General features: G+C 68.0%; 18 protein-coding genes. 1 reads left to right on the top strand and 17 read right to left on the bottom strand.

The features are described 5' to 3' along the window. Positions 1–26 precede the first annotated feature (26 nt). The 12 genes from A37W_RS0106385 to A37W_RS0106330 all read right to left on the bottom strand — a co-directional run bounded on the left by A37W_RS0106385 (position 27) and on the right by A37W_RS0106330 (position 10,801). Entirely contained in the window at positions 27–518 is a 492-nt protein-coding gene (locus tag A37W_RS0106385; protein WP_018302194.1) for a prepilin peptidase, read from the bottom strand. 16 nt (positions 519–534) lie between these two features. Further along, positions 535–1,401, bottom strand: coding sequence for a tetratricopeptide repeat protein (locus A37W_RS0106380; protein WP_018302193.1), 867 nt, complete (start codon positions 1,399–1,401; stop codon positions 535–537). 27 nt (positions 1,402–1,428) lie between these two features. Then, the gene (locus A37W_RS0106375; RefSeq protein ID WP_018302192.1) at positions 1,429–1,986 is read right to left on the bottom strand and encodes a tetratricopeptide repeat protein; all 558 of its coding nucleotides are present in this window, start codon (positions 1,984–1,986) and stop codon (positions 1,429–1,431) included. Between the two features lie 62 nt (positions 1,987–2,048). After that, the gene (locus tag A37W_RS0106370; RefSeq protein WP_018302191.1) at positions 2,049–3,053 is read right to left on the bottom strand and encodes a type II secretion system F family protein; all 1,005 of its coding nucleotides are present in this window, start codon (positions 3,051–3,053) and stop codon (positions 2,049–2,051) included. Positions 3,054–3,068: 15 nt separating this feature from the next. After that, positions 3,069–4,037, bottom strand: a complete 969-nt coding sequence (locus tag A37W_RS0106365) for a type II secretion system F family protein (RefSeq protein ID WP_018302190.1) — start codon at positions 4,035–4,037, stop codon at positions 3,069–3,071. A gap of 6 nt (positions 4,038–4,043) precedes the next feature. Beyond that, on the bottom strand, positions 4,044–5,492 hold the full coding sequence (locus A37W_RS0106360; protein WP_018302189.1) for a TadA family conjugal transfer-associated ATPase: 1,449 nt from the start codon (positions 5,490–5,492) through the stop codon (positions 4,044–4,046). Between the two features lie 18 nt (positions 5,493–5,510). Further along, a complete protein-coding gene (locus A37W_RS21085; RefSeq protein ID WP_018302188.1) occupies positions 5,511–6,788 on the bottom strand; it encodes a CpaE/TadZ family protein in 1,278 nt (425 codons plus the stop codon). Between the two features lie 229 nt (positions 6,789–7,017). Next, complete coding sequence (locus A37W_RS0106350) at positions 7,018–7,686, bottom strand: OmpA family protein (protein WP_018302187.1); 669 nt, start codon at positions 7,684–7,686, stop codon at positions 7,018–7,020. A gap of 14 nt (positions 7,687–7,700) precedes the next feature. Continuing rightward, positions 7,701–9,131, bottom strand: coding sequence for a type II and III secretion system protein family protein (locus A37W_RS0106345; protein ID WP_026198332.1), 1,431 nt, complete (start codon positions 9,129–9,131; stop codon positions 7,701–7,703). 213 nt (positions 9,132–9,344) lie between these two features. Continuing rightward, entirely contained in the window at positions 9,345–10,202 is an 858-nt protein-coding gene (gene cpaB, locus A37W_RS0106340; RefSeq protein ID WP_018302185.1) for a Flp pilus assembly protein CpaB, read from the bottom strand. Between the two features lie 39 nt (positions 10,203–10,241). After that, positions 10,242–10,421 (bottom strand): hypothetical protein, encoded by a 180-nt coding sequence (locus A37W_RS0106335; protein WP_018302184.1) that lies wholly within the window; start codon positions 10,419–10,421, stop codon positions 10,242–10,244. A 191-nt stretch (positions 10,422–10,612) separates the two neighbouring features. Next, entirely contained in the window at positions 10,613–10,801 is a 189-nt protein-coding gene (locus A37W_RS0106330) for a Flp family type IVb pilin (protein WP_018302183.1), read from the bottom strand. A gap of 356 nt (positions 10,802–11,157) precedes the next feature. On the opposite strand from A37W_RS0106330, the gene A37W_RS0106325 reads away from it, so the two are divergent. Continuing rightward, positions 11,158–12,036, top strand: a complete 879-nt coding sequence (locus A37W_RS0106325; RefSeq protein ID WP_018302182.1) for a lytic transglycosylase domain-containing protein — start codon at positions 11,158–11,160, stop codon at positions 12,034–12,036. 1 nt (position 12,037) lies between these two features. Here A37W_RS0106325 and A37W_RS0106320 read toward each other — a convergent pair whose 3' ends face one another. The 5 genes from A37W_RS0106320 to A37W_RS0106300 all read right to left on the bottom strand — a co-directional run bounded on the left by A37W_RS0106320 (position 12,038) and on the right by A37W_RS0106300 (position 14,853). After that, positions 12,038–12,340 carry a GNAT family N-acetyltransferase gene (locus A37W_RS0106320; RefSeq protein ID WP_018302181.1) on the bottom strand — a complete coding sequence of 101 codons (303 nt, stop codon included), beginning with the start codon at positions 12,338–12,340 and terminating at the stop codon, positions 12,038–12,040. Beyond that, positions 12,333–12,956, bottom strand: a complete 624-nt coding sequence (locus tag A37W_RS0106315) for a CoA transferase subunit B (protein WP_018302180.1) — start codon at positions 12,954–12,956, stop codon at positions 12,333–12,335. Before A37W_RS0106315 ends, A37W_RS0106320 begins: the two co-directional genes overlap by 8 nt. 3 nt (positions 12,957–12,959) lie before the next feature. Then, the gene (locus A37W_RS0106310) at positions 12,960–13,169 is read right to left on the bottom strand and encodes a hypothetical protein (protein ID WP_018302179.1); all 210 of its coding nucleotides are present in this window, start codon (positions 13,167–13,169) and stop codon (positions 12,960–12,962) included. 1 nt (position 13,170) lies between these two features. After that, positions 13,171–13,902, bottom strand: a complete 732-nt coding sequence (locus tag A37W_RS0106305; RefSeq protein WP_018302178.1) for a CoA transferase subunit A — start codon at positions 13,900–13,902, stop codon at positions 13,171–13,173. Positions 13,903–14,004: 102 nt separating this feature from the next. Continuing rightward, positions 14,005–14,853, bottom strand: coding sequence for a DUF481 domain-containing protein (locus A37W_RS0106300; protein WP_018302177.1), 849 nt, complete (start codon positions 14,851–14,853; stop codon positions 14,005–14,007). Positions 14,854–14,891 lie beyond the last annotated feature (38 nt).

Here is a 14,891-nt window from a genome sequence, read left to right as displayed (position 1 = left end):
AAAGTGGGAAAGGGCGGCGGCGCCTGTCAGGCCGCGAGGGCGGCGAGCGCGAGATAGGCGATCAGCGCCATCGCCAGCGGCAGGCCGAAGGGGAAGCGGTTCCCGGCCTCCCAGCTGTGCCAGTCCGGCGCCCGGGCGCGCAGCGGGCTGACCCGCGCCAGCCGGTGCCCGGCGAAGGCGAGGACGGACGCAGCGGCGAGGATCAGCGCCACGGTGCCGAGATCGCCGAGCGCCACGTAGGGCGCCGCAGCGGCGATGAACTTGGCGTCCCCCGCGCCCATCAGCCGCACCGCATTGGCGACGATCCCGACGACCAGCATCACGGCGAGGTGGACCCAGCGCCAGCCGTAGTCGGCCAGCGGCAGGACGAACGGGCCGACCACCGCGAAGCCGAGGGCCAGGGCCAGGACCGCCTTGTTGGGTATCTTCATCCGCGACAGGTCGGACCAGGCCACCCACAGGCCGATCGGCAGCGCCGGCACCAGGAAACAGGCGGCCGCGAGGGCAGGAGTCTCCACCGCCCGTCCGCCCCGGTCAGTTCGAGACGTTGCTCTCGAGGGCGGCGAGCGCGCGCGACGCCTCCTCGAAGTGCTGCGGGTGGGTGTCCACCGCCTCCTGCAGGAGGCTGCGGCCGATCGTTAGGTCGTTCTGCTTGATCGCCGTCAGCGCCATCGTGTACAGCAGCTGCGCCTTCTCGACCTGGGTCATCCGGATCACCGGCAGGTCGTACTGCCGCTGCGCGCCGCGGGCGAGGACGAGGTTGTTCTTGGCGGTGAACATGTCCGGGTCGTGCCGCAGCGCGTCGGTGAACAGCCGCTCCGCCTCGCGGTAGTTGCCCCGGCTGAGGTTGGAATAGCCCCAGTTGTTCAGCACCCCCGCCGGCGTCGTCGTCAGCCCCAGCGCGGTCTCGTAGAAGCTGTCGGCGCGGTCCCACTCCTCGTTCGCGTCCGCCACCATGGCCTCGAACCGGTAGCGGTCGAACGTTTCGTGCGTCGGCGGCACCTGGTCGAGCACCGCCTCGGCGTCGTCCCAGCGGTTGTCGCGGATCAGCGCGCCGGCGTAGTTGACGCGGTCCTCGTCCGTGCCCTGGGGGTCCTCGGCGACGCCGCGCCAGGCGACGACGCCCTCGGCCACGCGGTTCGCCCGGATCAGCGACCGGGCCAGGCCGCGGCGCAGGTCCACCCTGTCGGGGGCGGAGCCGCTGGCGCGCTGGAAGTAGTTCACCGCCTCGTTGGGGTCGGCCACGGTGAGCATGACGTCGTTGAGGTTGCTCTCGTCGATGACGTTGATGTCCTGCATCGCGCGGGCGACCTCGGCCTCGGCATCGACGTTTCCGCCGCCGCACGCGGACAGCAACACGAGCGCGGCAACGCCGGCCATGGGGGCGATCGGGTGGCGCATCTTCGTGCGTCCTTCTGCTCTTCTGCCTCAGGGCGCGGTGAGGATCAGGAAATCACCCTGTCCGCGCCGGATCAGTTCGAACTGACCTTCGTCTTGCGGTTCAGCATAGAGCGGCTGTTCCAGCCTGGCGAGCGCCAAGCGCAGGTTGTCCCGGATCTGGTCGGAATTGCCGTCGTCCGTTGCATAGGCGCGACGGAACATCTCGGACGCCTCGCCGGTCCGGCCCTGCTCCATCAGGATGACGCCGAGGTTGTTCCAGGCCGGCGGGAAGTCCTCGTCCTCCTCGATCGCCTGCCGCAGCAGCCGTTCGGCCTGCCCCAGACGGCCGAGCCGCAGGTTCGCGCTGCCGAGGGCGGACAGGGTGTCGACATTGAGGCCCTGCTGGGCCGCGGCGCGGGTGTAGGCCCGCAGCGCCAGCTCGTACTGTCCCGCCGCCATCAGCCGGTGGCCGACGATGAGGCCGTCGATGTCGCTCTCGCCGGCCACTCCGGGCGCGAAGACGCCGTCGCCGTCGTTCAGCTCGTCGCCGCCGCAGGCCGCGAGGCCGGCGCAGACGGCGAGGATAGCCACCGCTCGAAAGATCATGCTGCCCGGCGCCGCTCCCTGCGCGTCCCCTTACTGTCGCGCAGGGAGCGTTCGGGCCGCTATTACTCCAGCCCGGTCGCCGCCTGCGCGCCGCCGCCGAGGGTCATGTAGATCTCGAAGATCGACGGCCCGATCAGGATGATGAGAAGCGGCGGAACCGTCAACATCATGGTCGCCAATGTCATCTTGACCGGCAGTGTGTTCGCCTTCTCCTCCGCCCGCATCACCCGCTTGTCCCGCATCTCGGCCGAGAAAACCCGCAGCGCGTCAGCGATCGAGGTGCCGAACTGCTGCGACTGGATCAGCACGGTCACGAACGAACTGATGTCCGACACGCCGCAGCGCTCGCCCATGTCGCGCAGGACGCTCGTCTTGTCCTTGCCCGCCTTCATCTCGTAGCTGACCAGCTCGTATTCGTCGGCGAGGTCGGGAAAGCCGGCGCGCAACTCCTTGGAGACCCGGATGATCGCCTGGTCCAGCGACTGGCCCGCCTCGACGCAGACCAGCATCATGTCGAGCGAGTCGGGAAAGCCGTTCTCGATCTCCTGCCGGCGCTTCTGCTGGCGCTTGGTCACCCAGTACTTGGGCAGCATGTAGCCGGCGCAGCCGGGGCCCAGCGTGTAGAGGATGAGGTCGGTCGTCGTCGGGTCGCCGGTCGAAGAGACGTAGAGCGCGTAGATCGACCCGAGGACGAGAAAGCCGATCCCGAGCGCGAACTGCGAGAAGTGATAGATCCGGACGGCGTTCTTCGTGCGGTAGCCGGCCTGCACCAGCTTCAGCCGGACGGCGCTGAGCTCCTCGGCCTTCTGCGGCTCGAGGAAGTTGGCGTACTTCTCCAGCTTGTCCTTGCCGCCCGACTGGCGCAGGCGATCCTTCTTGGCCGTCATCGGCTCTTCCGCCGGGGCTTGGCCGCGCTTGAGCTTCTCGAGCGGGTCCTCCCGCTTCTTCAGCAGGACCGGCAGCGTGATGAGGATGAGGACCACGCCGAGCATCAGGACCGCGGTCAGCGGGCCGAGCGGGCCCATCATGTCGGTCAGCATGGCGTTCAGGTCTTCGAGGATGTCCATTCGCCCGTTCTCCCCTCAGACCTTGATGTTGACGAGGCTGCGCATGACGAAGACGTTCGTCACGAGGAAGGCTCCGACGGCGAGGCAGGCCGGCACGAAGACGAAGGTCTCCTTCACGTCGTCGTAGTAATTCGGCTCCATCACGTTGATCCCGACCAGCGCGAGCAGGGGGAAGACGGACAGGAAGTTGCCCGACCACTTCGCCTCGGCGGTGATCGCCTTGACCCTGCGGAACAGGCGGAAGCGGGCCCGGATGACCTTGGCGAGACCGTCGAGGATCTCGGCGAGGTTGCCGCCGGCCTGCTGCTGGATGTTCACCGCGACCGCGAGGAACCGCATGTCTTGCATGTCGATCCGCTCGGCCATGTGCTTGAGCGCGTCGCCCATGTCGCGCCCGTAGGCGGCCTCGTCCGCGATCACGCCCATTTCCGAGCCGAGAGGGTCCGGGACCTCTCTGGCCACGATCGACACGGCCGAGCTGAACGGATGGCCGACCCGCAGCGAGCGCACGATGAGCTCCACCGCCTCTGGCAGCTGCTCCTCGATCATCGACATGCGCTTCTTGGCGAGGTGGTTGACCCAGACGAAGACGCCGCCGACCCCCATCGCCACCGCGACCCCCGCCCGCACCGCGAGCCCGGCGGTGGTGCCGAAGGTCAGACCGGCAAAGGCCACGCCCGTCAGCACGACCATCAGCAGCACCAGCTGCGACGGCGTGAACGCGATGTTCGCCTTCTGCGCCTTCTCGGCGAGGATGGCGTACAGCGGGATCGACCGCGACTTCATGTGCTGGGACATCTCCTTGCGGAGTTGTTCCAGCACCTGCTCGCGCCCCGCGCCCTTCTCGAGCATCTCGAGACGGCGGTTGACCCGCGCGTTCAGGCTGATCGATTTGCCGAACGCGACGAGATAGATGCCCTGAACCAGCGCGAGGACCGCGATGAAGATCAGGGCGTAGATGATCGGCTCTGCCGAGATTACCATGACGCGCTACCCCGAGAACGGTTCGAATATCGACGGCGGAAGATCGTAGCCCCACAGGCGGAACCGCTCGGAAAAGTGCGAGCGGACGCCGGTGGCGGTGAAGTGGCCTATGATCTTGTTGTCGGGCGTGAGGCCGACCCGCTGGAAGCGGAAGATCTCCTGCAGCGAGATGACTTCGCCCTCCATGCCCGTGATCTCGGTGATCGAGGTCATCCGGCGCGACCCGTCCTGCAGACGACTGGCCTGCACGATCAGGTTCACCGCCGAGGAGATCTGGCTGCGAACCGCCTTGATCGGCATCTCGATGCCGGCCATCGCGATCATGTTCTCGAGACGGCTGATACCGTCGCGGGCGGAGTTGGCGTGGATCGTCGTCATCGACCCGTCGTGACCGGTGTTCATGGCCTGCAGCATGTCGATGACCTCCTCGCCGCGCGTCTCGCCGACGATGATCCGGTCGGGCCGCATCCGCAGGGCGTTCTTCAGACAATCCCGCGGCGTGACCGCCCCCTTCCCCTCGACGTTGGGCGGGCGGCTCTCCATCCGGCCGACGTGGGTCTGCTGCAGCTGGAGTTCCGCGGTATCCTCGATCGTCAGGATCCGCTCGGAATTGTCGATGAAGGACGACAGGGCGTTCAGCGTCGTCGTCTTGCCCGAGCCGGTCCCGCCCGAGACGATGATGTTGAGGCGGGTCGATACTGCGGCTTGCAGATATGCGGCCATCTCCTCGGTGAAGGCGCCGAACCTCACCAGGTCGTCGATGCCCAGCTTGTCCTTCTTGAACTTCCGGATCGACACCAGCGAGCCATCGACCGCGATCGGCGGCACCATCGCGTTGAAGCGGCTGCCATCCGACAGGCGGGCGTCGACGTAGGGGTTCGATTCATCGACTCGCCGGCCGACGGCCGAGACGATCTTGTCGATGATCCGCATCAGGTGGCGTTCGTCCTTGAACGTGATGTCCGACAGCTGAAGCTTGCCGTTCCGCTCGACGAAGATCTGCTGCGGCCCGTTCACGAGGATGTCCGAGACCGAATCGTCCTTCAGCAGCGTCTCCAGCGGGCCGAGTCCCTTCACCTCGTCGTAGAGGTCCTGGTACAGCTGCTGCCGCTCCTCGCGATTGAGGACGACGCCCATGTCGTCGAGCGATTCGGCAGAGATCGCCTGAATCTCGGCCTTGAGGTCCGTCTCCGACGCCTTCTCGAGGGCCGAGAGGTTGAGGTTGTCGAGAAGCGCCTTGTGGAGCTCGAGCTTGATCTCGCCCAGCCTCTCCTTGCGCTTCTTCTCGCGGTCCTGCGGCGGCACCTGCGCCGGGGTGCGCTGCTGCGGCGGCGCCTTGGCGGCGACGGGGGCAACACTCGGCTCGGCCGGACGCGGCGCGACGGCCGCAGGCTGCGCAGCCTGGGCCGGCGCGACCGGGCGGGCGGTGTCTGTCTTCTTGTACTTCGCGAACATCGGTAATCCTTCCGCGACTTATGTCTTGCGGGCCTTCTTCCGGCCTTCGACTTCCTCGCCGACGTTGATCTCGTGGATCGAGCGGGCGAGCTTCATGATTTCCTTGCGCAGCGCATTCTTGGGCACGCCCACGCCCAGCGGCACGCCGTGGTCGGCCTGCTGGGCGACCGGCTTGCCGCCGTCGGGCAGCAGCACCTCGATCGCGATGCCGAGGCTTTCGGCCAGCCGCTTGACGCGGCTCTTGCCGCTGAGGTCGGTGAATCCGGGGGCGCGGTTCAGTGCGAAGCGGAACTTGTCGAACGGCAGATCCTCGGCCTGCATCGCGCGCTTCAGCCGCAGGGTGTTCTGCGCCGAGCGCATGTCGAGCTCGAGCGTGGCAAGGTAGATGTGCGCCTCGGACAGGACCGTCTCGGTCCACTCGACCACCGTCTTGGGCATGTCGATGACGACGTAGTCGAAGTTCGTCCGCGCGATCTCGATCAGCTTCTGCACGTCGCCCGGGCCGATCAGGTCGAGCGGGATCAGGTCGCTCGGCGAGGTGAGAACCTGCAGCTTGTCCTGGAACGTCAGCAAGGCCTGCATGAAGGCGTCGCTGTCCATCGCATCGGTGTTCGACAGCAATTCGAGCACGGCCTCCCGCCGCGGCAGGTCGAGATAGGTCGAGACCGAGCCGGACTGCAGGTCGAGGTCCAGCAGCACCACGCGGGCCGCGTCGGCGCCGTCGACGCCCGCCAGCTCCCACGCCAGGTTGACCGCCAGCGTCGTGGAGCCGGTGCCACCGGCCATGCCCTGCACGGGGATGACCACGCCGGACCGATCGCCCGTCGCCTTGATCTTGGTGCGGTTCTCGTCCGGAACGTCGTCCACCGGCGCCGCATGCGCGGGCTGCCTGGACCGCGTGATGGCGCGGACCAGCTCCCCCTCGGGAAGGGGATAGGGGACGAACTCGTCGCCGCCCTCCTTCAGCAGCTTGTGCAGCGAGGCCGGGCTCACGTCCTCGGTGATCAGGATCACCTTGATGTCCCGGGCCTTGGCGGCGGCGACGATGTCGATCACCAGCGACAGGTCCGCCTCGTCCTCGGCGTCCAGCGCGATGGCGATGAACTCCAGATCACCGGCGTCGGGCTGTTCGAGGAACGAGAGTGCGTCCGAGAAGCCGAGATCGCCCCACGCCTCGCCGAGGGCGGCTTCCATGTCCTCGATCAGCAGATCGAAGATCTGCACGTCCCGGCTGACCGTGCAGGCGCGGATCGGCGCCGGCTCGGCCTGCAGGACTGCATTCGCGCTGCTGCTCATGTCGTTTACCACTTCCCAATCATCCCGGTGCGCCACGGCCCTGCTGGCCCGCGCTCCGGGGCCAAACCAGGGCGTCCCCGATGGACGCACCTGCCCCTTGCTCCCTGTGCTTCGCCCTCAAAGGCGGCGGGAATGGGGCCGGATGTGTGAAATTGTTGGGAAGGGAGGGACATTGTCGGCTTCCCCCGAACCGTTGTTGCCGGGCCTCGGAGGGCCCGGCATGTCATTGTCACTCGCCCGTGGTCAAACCTTCGCCCGTGACACCGTCGAGTCGCGGCGGCGGTTCGGCGCTCGCCACGTAGTCGCGGAAGATGATCTCGGCGTACTGGCCGTTCAGGCAGCAATGGCTGCCGTCGCCGGCGTCGACGAAGCCCGACACCTCGGTCACCGTGCGCCGGTTGGCCCGCTCGCGATCCTGGGTGACGATCAGCGGCTGCTGCTCGCCGTAGGAGACGAGGGCCTCGAGGCGCGACCGGCTGATGCCGAGGCTGCCGAGGTAGTTCACCACCGCGTTCGCCCGGCGCAGGCCCAGCTGGTAGTTGTAGCTGTCCGATCCGACGAGGTCGGTGTGGCCGTAGACGCTGAACCTGAGCTCCGGAAACTGCCGGATCCATGTCGCCTGCCGCCGCAGGATCGCCTGCGCCTGCGCGTCAAGCTGCGCCGAGTTGAAGGCGAACGTGACGGTCGAATCGACCTCGGCCGCGAACCGGGTCGCCAGCGCGTGCCGCGCCTGCGCCGGATCGACCTGCGTCATGTAGTTCTCGATCACCGCGGTGCCGAAGACCGAGGTCGTCTCGACAGAGCCGGCCTCGCTGTTGAAGCTGCTGTATCCGGGCGAACCGGGCTGGCAGGCGGCCAGGAAGGCGAGCGCCGCCGCGGAAAAGGTCAGTCTGTGCATGGCCTTCGCTCCTGTCAGTCCAGCACGTAGCCGTAGCTGCCGGAAAAGTCCTGCCGCGCCACTTCACCGGCCGCGCCGGTCGCCGGCGCCTCGTCGGATGAGACCCGGCCGAACAGGAAGAGGTCGCGTTCGGTCGGCGGGCGGACCCGGTCGGTCGGCAGCGCCAGGGCGTCGCCCCGGACCGGCGAGACGAGGTGCGCCGTGATGATGATCACCAGCTCGGTCTGCGACCGCTCGTATTCGGCCGACCGGAAGAGCGCGCCGAGGACGGGCACGTCTCCCAGCCACGGCACCTGGCCGCTCAGGTCGCGGAAGTCGTCGGATAGCAGGCCGGCGATGGCGAAGCTCTCGCCGTCGCGCATCTCGACCGTCGTCTGCGTCTCGCGCCGGCGGAACGCGTCGACCTGGAAGCCGTTGGTCGTGATGCCGTTCGCCGGGTCGATGGACGAGACCGCCGCCTGCAGCTCGATGTTGATGAGGTCGTCGTTCACGACGGTGGGGATGAAGTTCAGCTCCACCCCGAACGGCTTGTACTCGATCGTCACGCCGCCGTCGTCCGAGCCGCGCACGGGGATCGGATATTCGCCGCCGGCGAGGAAGCTGGCTTCCTGCCCGGAGAGGGCGGTGAGGTTCGGCTCGGCCAGCGTGCGGACGACGCCGCGGCTCTCCAGCGCCTCCAGAAGGATGCCCACCTCGACCCCGCCGGCGTTGAAGCCGAAGAGGAAGGCGCCGTTGGCGTTGTTGGCCGCGGGAATGCCGCCGTCCAGGCCGCTGGCGAGCGCGCCGGCGTTGGCGAGCGCGTTCGTCCCGCCGGAAAGGCCGAGGTCGCCGCCGAGGGCGACGCCGCCGAGGCCCAGAGAGCTGGACAGTTCCTTGGCCACGGTGCGCTGCATTTCGGCAAAGCGGACGCGGAGCATGACCTGCTGCGTTCCGCCGACCGCCATCAGGTTCGACACGCGGTCGGGGGCATAGCGATTGGCCAGCTCCAGCGCCGCGTCCAGGGCGGCGATGGAGCTTACGGTGCCGGACAGGACGATGCCGTCGTTGGCGGTCCGCACCTCGACCTGCTCGTTCGGAAGGATCTGCGACAGCCGCTCGCGGAACTCCGCGACGTCCGGCGTCACCTGCACTTCGACGTTGGTGATCAGGTTGCCGTCAGCCCCGAGGATCGTCAGCGTCGTGCGCCCCGGCTCCTTGCCGAGGACGTAGATCGTGCGGTCCGACAACGACGAAATATCGGCGATGCCGGGGTTGGCGATGGAAAGCTCGGCGAACGGCACGTCGCTTTCGACCACGACCGCGCGGTTCATCGGCACCTGCAGGGCGCGGGACGGCGATCCGGCGAGGACCCGCAGCGTCTCGGCCGCCGCCTGCTGCGGAAGGGGTGCCGCAACGGCAAGCGTGAGACCGGCGACGGCCACGCGAACGAATCTGTCAAATTTCATGTGACCTGCCTCTTCCGATCACGCCCGATTAGGGATCTTTTCGCCCCTCGATTGCAGCACGATGCCCGTCACGTGGCTTTGAGGCAAGAATCGGCGCCTTGCTCGGAAGATTTCATGTGGGATGCCGGCAACAATGTCGCTTTTCTGCGGGTCGGACCCACGACGGGGCCGCCCGTGGTTCTCGCGGGCGGCCCTGCCGTTCGGCACGTCGGCTCAGTTGGTGGCGCAGGGGATCTGGATGTCGACGACGTCGGCTCCGCGGCGGACGCGGGTCGTGCAGACTTCGGGCGCCTCTTCGACCTCCTCCACGATCGGGGCCTGCTCGACGATGCCCAGCAGCGCGCGCTGGTCGACCTCGATCGCGGCGGCGATCGTCTCGTCCTGCAGACCGACGAGTGACAGCGACAGCGACCCGGTCGCCTGCGCCTGCGCAAGGTGCGCCACCTGCTGCGGCGAGACCTGCACCGTCACGGTATCGGCCACGGAGGCCTCGGTCCGGTCGGCGTCCGAGGATTGATCGACGGCGATGATCTCGAGGGCGGTGTCGATCAGCTTGGTGACCTCGCCCGTATTGCTGCCCGGCATCTGGCCGGTCCAGTACACGTCGACGCGATCGCCGGGGCGAAGGAAGCCCGACACGCCGGAGGTCGCGTCGACCGAGACGGTAAAGGCGCGCATGCCCGGCGTCAGCCGCGTGGTGATGCCGGCCCGCTCGCCGGGGCCCGTCACCTTGCTGGCCAGGACCGGCTCGTTCGCCTCCATCCGGCGCAGCACGGTGCGGGGATTGGCGGCGCCCTGCGGGAACAGCTCCTCCTCGGTCGCGAAGGTGCCGGCGGGGAGGTGCGGCTGGGCGTAGCGGATCACCGCGACGTCGGCCGGCGTCAGCTCCTCGCCGTAGCCGATGTCGCGGGTCACGGCGTAAATCTCGACTGTAGGCGTCTGTTCGCGGGCGGCGGCGCGCTCGCGGGCGAGGGCCTGCTGCTGCTGCTCGAAGTAGCCCTGCACCATGTAGACGGCGAAGCCGGCGAGGCCGAGCCCGACAATCAGAACAAGTCCGAATACTGCTCTCATCTTATCCTCCTTGGGCGTGGTGCCGGGGCCGGGCTGGCGTCACTCGATCTCGTAGGTCGACAGGTACGCCCCGATACCGTCGGCCGGATCCACGGCCGCCGTGCGGATACCGTAGATAACCACCACGCACATTCCGACGACCGCCGCCGTGAGGACGACCCAGTCCACGGTGACGGCGCCGACTTCGTCATCTCGGAAGCGGGAAAGAACACTGAACATCTCGCGGCCTCCTGAGCCTGTTCGGACGGCAATCGCCCGACGTCGGTCTGCCTTCGGAATGTGGCGGCAATGGGGATTGGGTCTGACCCTTCTATGGGCGCAGTCCTATGGCGGGATCCGCAAGAGGGTCGGTCCCGAAAGCAGAAGGCCGCGCCGAGGGCGCGGCCTTTCCCGTACTTCAGGCGCAATTGTTAGGGGGTTGCACCCTGGGCGTTGTCGAGCGTGAGCTCGCCCTGGATGTCGGTCGCCAGGCCGGTGGCGCCGGTGCGCACCGAACCCAGGACGACGATGCCGAGGCCGACCACGGCGGCGGTCAGCACGACCCAGTCGACCGTCACGGCGCCGTCTTCGTCACGGATGAAGTTGATGAGCTTTTGCATTCCAGATCCCTCCTCAGGGGTTTCACTCGGTCTCTCATATCCCGCCGGATCTGTTCGGGCCGGCCTCTCTGTTGGCCCGATCCCCGTCTTGGATGACCCCTTATGCCCTTCCGAATGGGGCGGGATTTTGTCGCCAATCGTGTATTTTTGGGAGATCGAACCCCGGCCGGCTTCTCGCAAGGCCATGATTTGCAGATAAAATTCTAGGTAGGTATTTCGTTTGTCCGTCCCTGCCCGGATCGGACGTGGCCGATTCGACGCGCCTTCGTCCCCATGCGACGCCGGCCGGCTGGCATGGTGCCCCGCTGCCGTGGCATCGTCGCGTCAACGAAAAGACGACCCTCGAGGCAGGCATCATGACGACACGGACCCTGGCGCGGGCCGCGCTGTGCGCGGCGCTGTGCGCCCCGGGCGCGCCGCTCCTGGCCGAAGACGGCCGGCTGCAGCCCGACTTCACCTTCCGCCGCGTGAGCGTGCCGCCCTCCGGCAACGGCCCCCGCATCAACGTGCAGATCGACCCCGATGCGCAGAGCGCCATCCGGCCCGGCAACAGCGCCTTCTCGGGCGAGACGCGGCCGGCGCCGGCCGACGTCGTCGCAGTCGTGGCGCCGGGCGTGCCGCAGATCGATCTGCCGGCACCCTCGGGATACGAGTGGTTCTGGGCCGCCGTCTCGCCCCGTCTCGCCGACACCGGCCCCGGCCGCCTCGAACTCGCGATCCGCGCGCTGTCCTCCGCGCCCGACGGCACCCGCGCACCGAGCCCGCGGATCCAGGGCCTGCAGGAGATCGCCCGCGTGCACGGTGCCGCCATCATGGCCGAGACGGTGGGCACACGCGTCTCGCCCGCGCTCGTCCTCGCGGTCATCTCGGTCGAGAGCGCGGGCCGCGCCGACGCCGAGAGCCATGCCGGCGCCGCCGGTCTGATGCAGCTCATGCCGGCCACGGCCGAACGATTCGGCGTCACCGACCGGCTGGACGCGCGGCAGTCGATCCGCGGCGGCGTGCGCTACCTCGACTGGCTGCTGGGGCACTTCGACGGCGACCCGGTGCTGGCGCTCGCCGGCTACAACGCAGGGGAGGGCGCGGTGCGGGACAACGCGGGGGTGCCGCCCTACGCCGAGACGCGGGGCTACGTGCCCAAGGTGCTGGCGGCGTTCGCCGTGGCACGGGGGCTGTGCCAGACGCCGCCGGTCCTGATCTCGGACGGCTGCGTCTTTGCGGTGAACAACCTCTGACCTAGCCGGTGAAGAGGTCCGCCCATTCCGGGTGCCGCCGTCGCTGCGCGTTCACGTAAGGGCAGAGCGGCACGATCTTGTACCCTTCCGCCCGCGCATCCGCGAGCAGCGCGTCCAGAAGGCGCCGGGCGAGGCCCCGGCCCTCCAGCGCCTTCGGCACCCCCGTATGGTCGGCGATGACCATCGTCGGCGAGGCGATGGACAGCGTCAGCTCCGCCTCGCCCTCGGGCAGCGCGATCACGAACCGCGCCTTGTGACCGTCGACCTCCTTGCGGACCTCGGGCGCCGCCGCCGCGTCAGACAATCGTCGCCTCGGTCGCGGCGCGGATCTCGTCCTCGGTGACGCCGTCCGCGGTCTCGACGATCTTCAGGCCGCCCTCGACCACGTCCAGCACGCCGAGGTTGGTGATGATCCGGTCCACCACGCCCGCGCCGGTCAGCGGCAGGGTGCAGGACTTGAGCACCTTGCTCTCGCCCGCCTTGTTTTGGTGGTCCATCACGACGATCACCTTGCCGACCCCGGCGACGAGGTCCATCGCCCCGCCCATGCCCTTGACCAGCTTGCCGGGGATCATCCAGTTCGCCAGGTCCCCGTTCTCGGCCACCTCCATCGCGCCGAGGATCGCGGCCGCGATCTTGCCGCCGCGGATCATGCCGAAGCTGGTGGCGCTGTCGAAGTAGCTGGTGCGGTTCAGTTCGGTGATGGTCTGCTTGCCGGCGTTGATGAGGTCGGGATCCTCCTCGCCCTCGTAGGGGAAGGGGCCCATGCCCAGCATCCCGTTCTCGGATTGCAGCGTGATGTCCTTGTCGCCGACGTAGTTCGCGACGAGCGTCGGGATGCCGATCCCGAGGTTGACGTACATGCCGTCTTCAAGCTCTTGCGCGGCCCGCGCCGCCATCTGGTTGCGGTCCCAGGGCATCCCTCAGGCCTCCGGCTTGGGGTGGAAGATCTGGCCGACCCGGCCGTCGCGCGAGGCGGGGCCGCCGGGAACGTAGCCGCAGGCCTCGGCCAGCGCCTTGAGGTCGTGGTGGCCGGTGTCCATCTCGACCTCGGCCGCGTCCATCTCGATGAACACCTCGCCGGTGCCGCTGTCCTGCAGCAGGCTCTCGATCTCGCTCGCCTTGATCGTCATCTCAGACCTCCTCGCCGGCAGCGGCGCCGGACTGTTCTTCGCGCTTGCGCACGGTGCGTTGCTCGATCCGCTTCTCGTGCTCGCCCTGGATCAGGCGGTGCACGAAGATGCCGGGCAGATGGATGTGGTCGGGGTCGAGGCTGCCGCGCGGCACGATCTCCTCCACCTCGGCGATGCAGACCTTGCCGCACATCGCCGCCGGCGGGTTGAAGTTGCGCGCGGTCTTGCGGAACACGAGGTTGCCGGTGTCGTCGGCCTTCCAAGCCTTGACGATGGAGATGTCGGCGACGATCCCGCGCTCCAGCACGTAGGTTTCGCCGTCGAACTCCTTCAGCTCCTTGCCCTCGGCCACCACGGTGCCGACGCCGGTCTTGGTGTAGAAGCCGGGGATGCCGGCGCCGCCGGCGCGCATCCGCTCGGCCAGGGTGCCCTGGGGATTGAACTCCAGCTCCAGCTCGCCGCTGAGGTACTGGCGCATGAACTCGGCGTTCTCGCCGACGTAGGACGACAGCATCTTCTTGATCTGCTTGGTGTCCAGCAGCTTGCCGAGACCGAATCCGTCGACGCCGCAATTGTTCGACGCGATGGTCAGGTCCTTCGTCCCGGCCTTGACGATGGCGTCGATCAGGAGCTCGGGGATGCCGCACAGGCCGAAGCCGCCCGCGGCGATGAACATGCCGTCGAACAGCAGCCCCTCGAGCGCCGCGTCCGCGTTGTCGTAGACCTTCTGCATGTCCGTCCCTTCCGCGGTTGAAAACGGGGCCTTTGTGCCACCCGCGGCGGGGATGTCAATTCGTGGGGGCCGGCGCCGCCCGAAGGCGGCGCCGGGGGTCGGTCAGTTGAAGTTGTAGACGACCGAGACGCCGTAGGTGTTGTCGGTGTCCTCGAAGCCCGGGAGCGGGTCCGAGTGGTACTCGGTCAGGACGCTGGTGCGCAGCGCCAGCGTGTCCGTCATCGCGACCGACAGCGCCAGGTCGTTGAACACGACCGTGTCGCTGTCCGACCACAGCACGTCGGTGTCGTTGGTGACGTAGACCGTCTCCGTCAGGCGATGGGCGTAGTCCGACGACAGGGCGACGGCCGGCTCGCTGAAGTCGAGGTCGGTCAGGCTGTCGGTGAAGTCGTTGAACTCGGCATAGCGGTAGCCCGCGCCGGCCTGCACCGACCATTGCATCGTCGGCGTGTTGTAGATGCGGTAGCCCGCGCCGACGGTGAGGAACGTGTCGGACTGGTAGGACGAGAAGTCGTCGATCGAGCCCTGCAGCTTGGCGTAGCCGAAGAAGCGCGGCGTGAAGTCGCGAGTGTATTCGGCGGTGTAGAACAGGCTCTCGTCGGTGCGGACGCCGTCCTCTTCACCGTAGGAGTAGTTCAGCTGCAGTTCGAAACCGTTGGGCCCGGCAACGTAGCCGAGATCCGTGCCGATGCCGAGGTTGTAGTTGTCGGTGTTGCCCGACGCGGCGGTGGCGCGCAGCGCGAGGGAGCCGGTGAAGCCCTGCGGACGGCCTTCGTTGCCGAAGCGGCCGATGTCGCGCTCGGCATCGTCCTCGATATCCTCGATCAGGTCCTCGTTGAGCTCGGCCGCATCGGTGGCCGGCCCGGCTCCGAGACCGACCTGCGCCGAGGCGGCGGTCCCGACGGTGAAGGCGGCGATGGCTGCGGCGCCGAAATAGGCAAGGTTTTTCATGTGCATATCCTGCATCTGGTGTGGGAACACGGGCGCTG

This window comes from Wenxinia marina DSM 24838, assembly GCF_000379485.1.
Lineage (GTDB): Bacteria > Pseudomonadota > Alphaproteobacteria > Rhodobacterales > Rhodobacteraceae > Wenxinia > Wenxinia marina.
Note: the sequence above shows the minus strand (reverse complement) of the source record. Positions and strands in the feature narration are given on the sequence as shown.

Bases quoted from the DNA above. Each gene is read 5' to 3' on its own strand.
- A37W_RS0106380 (WP_018302193.1), bottom strand. From the start codon at position 1,401: ATGCGCCACCCGATCGCCCCCATGGCCGGCGTTGCCGCGCTCGTGTTG.
- A37W_RS0106375 (WP_018302192.1), bottom strand. From the start codon at position 1,986: ATGATCTTTCGAGCGGTGGCTATCCTCGCCGTCTGCGCCGGCCTCGCG.
- A37W_RS0106370 (WP_018302191.1), bottom strand. From the start codon at position 3,053: ATGGACATCCTCGAAGACCTGAACGCCATGCTGACCGACATGATGGGC.
- A37W_RS0106365 (WP_018302190.1), bottom strand. From the start codon at position 4,037: ATGGTAATCTCGGCAGAGCCGATCATCTACGCCCTGATCTTCATCGCG.
- A37W_RS0106360 (WP_018302189.1), bottom strand. From the start codon at position 5,492: ATGTTCGCGAAGTACAAGAAGACAGACACCGCCCGCCCGGTCGCGCCG.
- A37W_RS21085 (WP_018302188.1), bottom strand. From the start codon at position 6,788: ATGAGCAGCAGCGCGAATGCAGTCCTGCAGGCCGAGCCGGCGCCGATC.
- A37W_RS0106350 (WP_018302187.1), bottom strand. From the start codon at position 7,686: ATGCACAGACTGACCTTTTCCGCGGCGGCGCTCGCCTTCCTGGCCGCC.
- A37W_RS0106345 (WP_026198332.1), bottom strand. From the start codon at position 9,131: ATGAAATTTGACAGATTCGTTCGCGTGGCCGTCGCCGGTCTCACGCTT.
- cpaB (WP_018302185.1), bottom strand. From the start codon at position 10,202: ATGAGAGCAGTATTCGGACTTGTTCTGATTGTCGGGCTCGGCCTCGCC.
- A37W_RS0106335 (WP_018302184.1), bottom strand. From the start codon at position 10,421: ATGTTCAGTGTTCTTTCCCGCTTCCGAGATGACGAAGTCGGCGCCGTC.
- A37W_RS0106330 (WP_018302183.1), bottom strand. From the start codon at position 10,801: ATGCAAAAGCTCATCAACTTCATCCGTGACGAAGACGGCGCCGTGACG.
- A37W_RS0106325 (WP_018302182.1), top strand. From the start codon at position 11,158: ATGACGACACGGACCCTGGCGCGGGCCGCGCTGTGCGCGGCGCTGTGC.
- A37W_RS0106315 (WP_018302180.1), bottom strand. From the start codon at position 12,956: ATGCCCTGGGACCGCAACCAGATGGCGGCGCGGGCCGCGCAAGAGCTT.
- A37W_RS0106310 (WP_018302179.1), bottom strand. From the start codon at position 13,169: ATGACGATCAAGGCGAGCGAGATCGAGAGCCTGCTGCAGGACAGCGGC.
- A37W_RS0106305 (WP_018302178.1), bottom strand. From the start codon at position 13,902: ATGCAGAAGGTCTACGACAACGCGGACGCGGCGCTCGAGGGGCTGCTG.
- A37W_RS0106300 (WP_018302177.1), bottom strand. From the start codon at position 14,853: ATGAAAAACCTTGCCTATTTCGGCGCCGCAGCCATCGCCGCCTTCACC.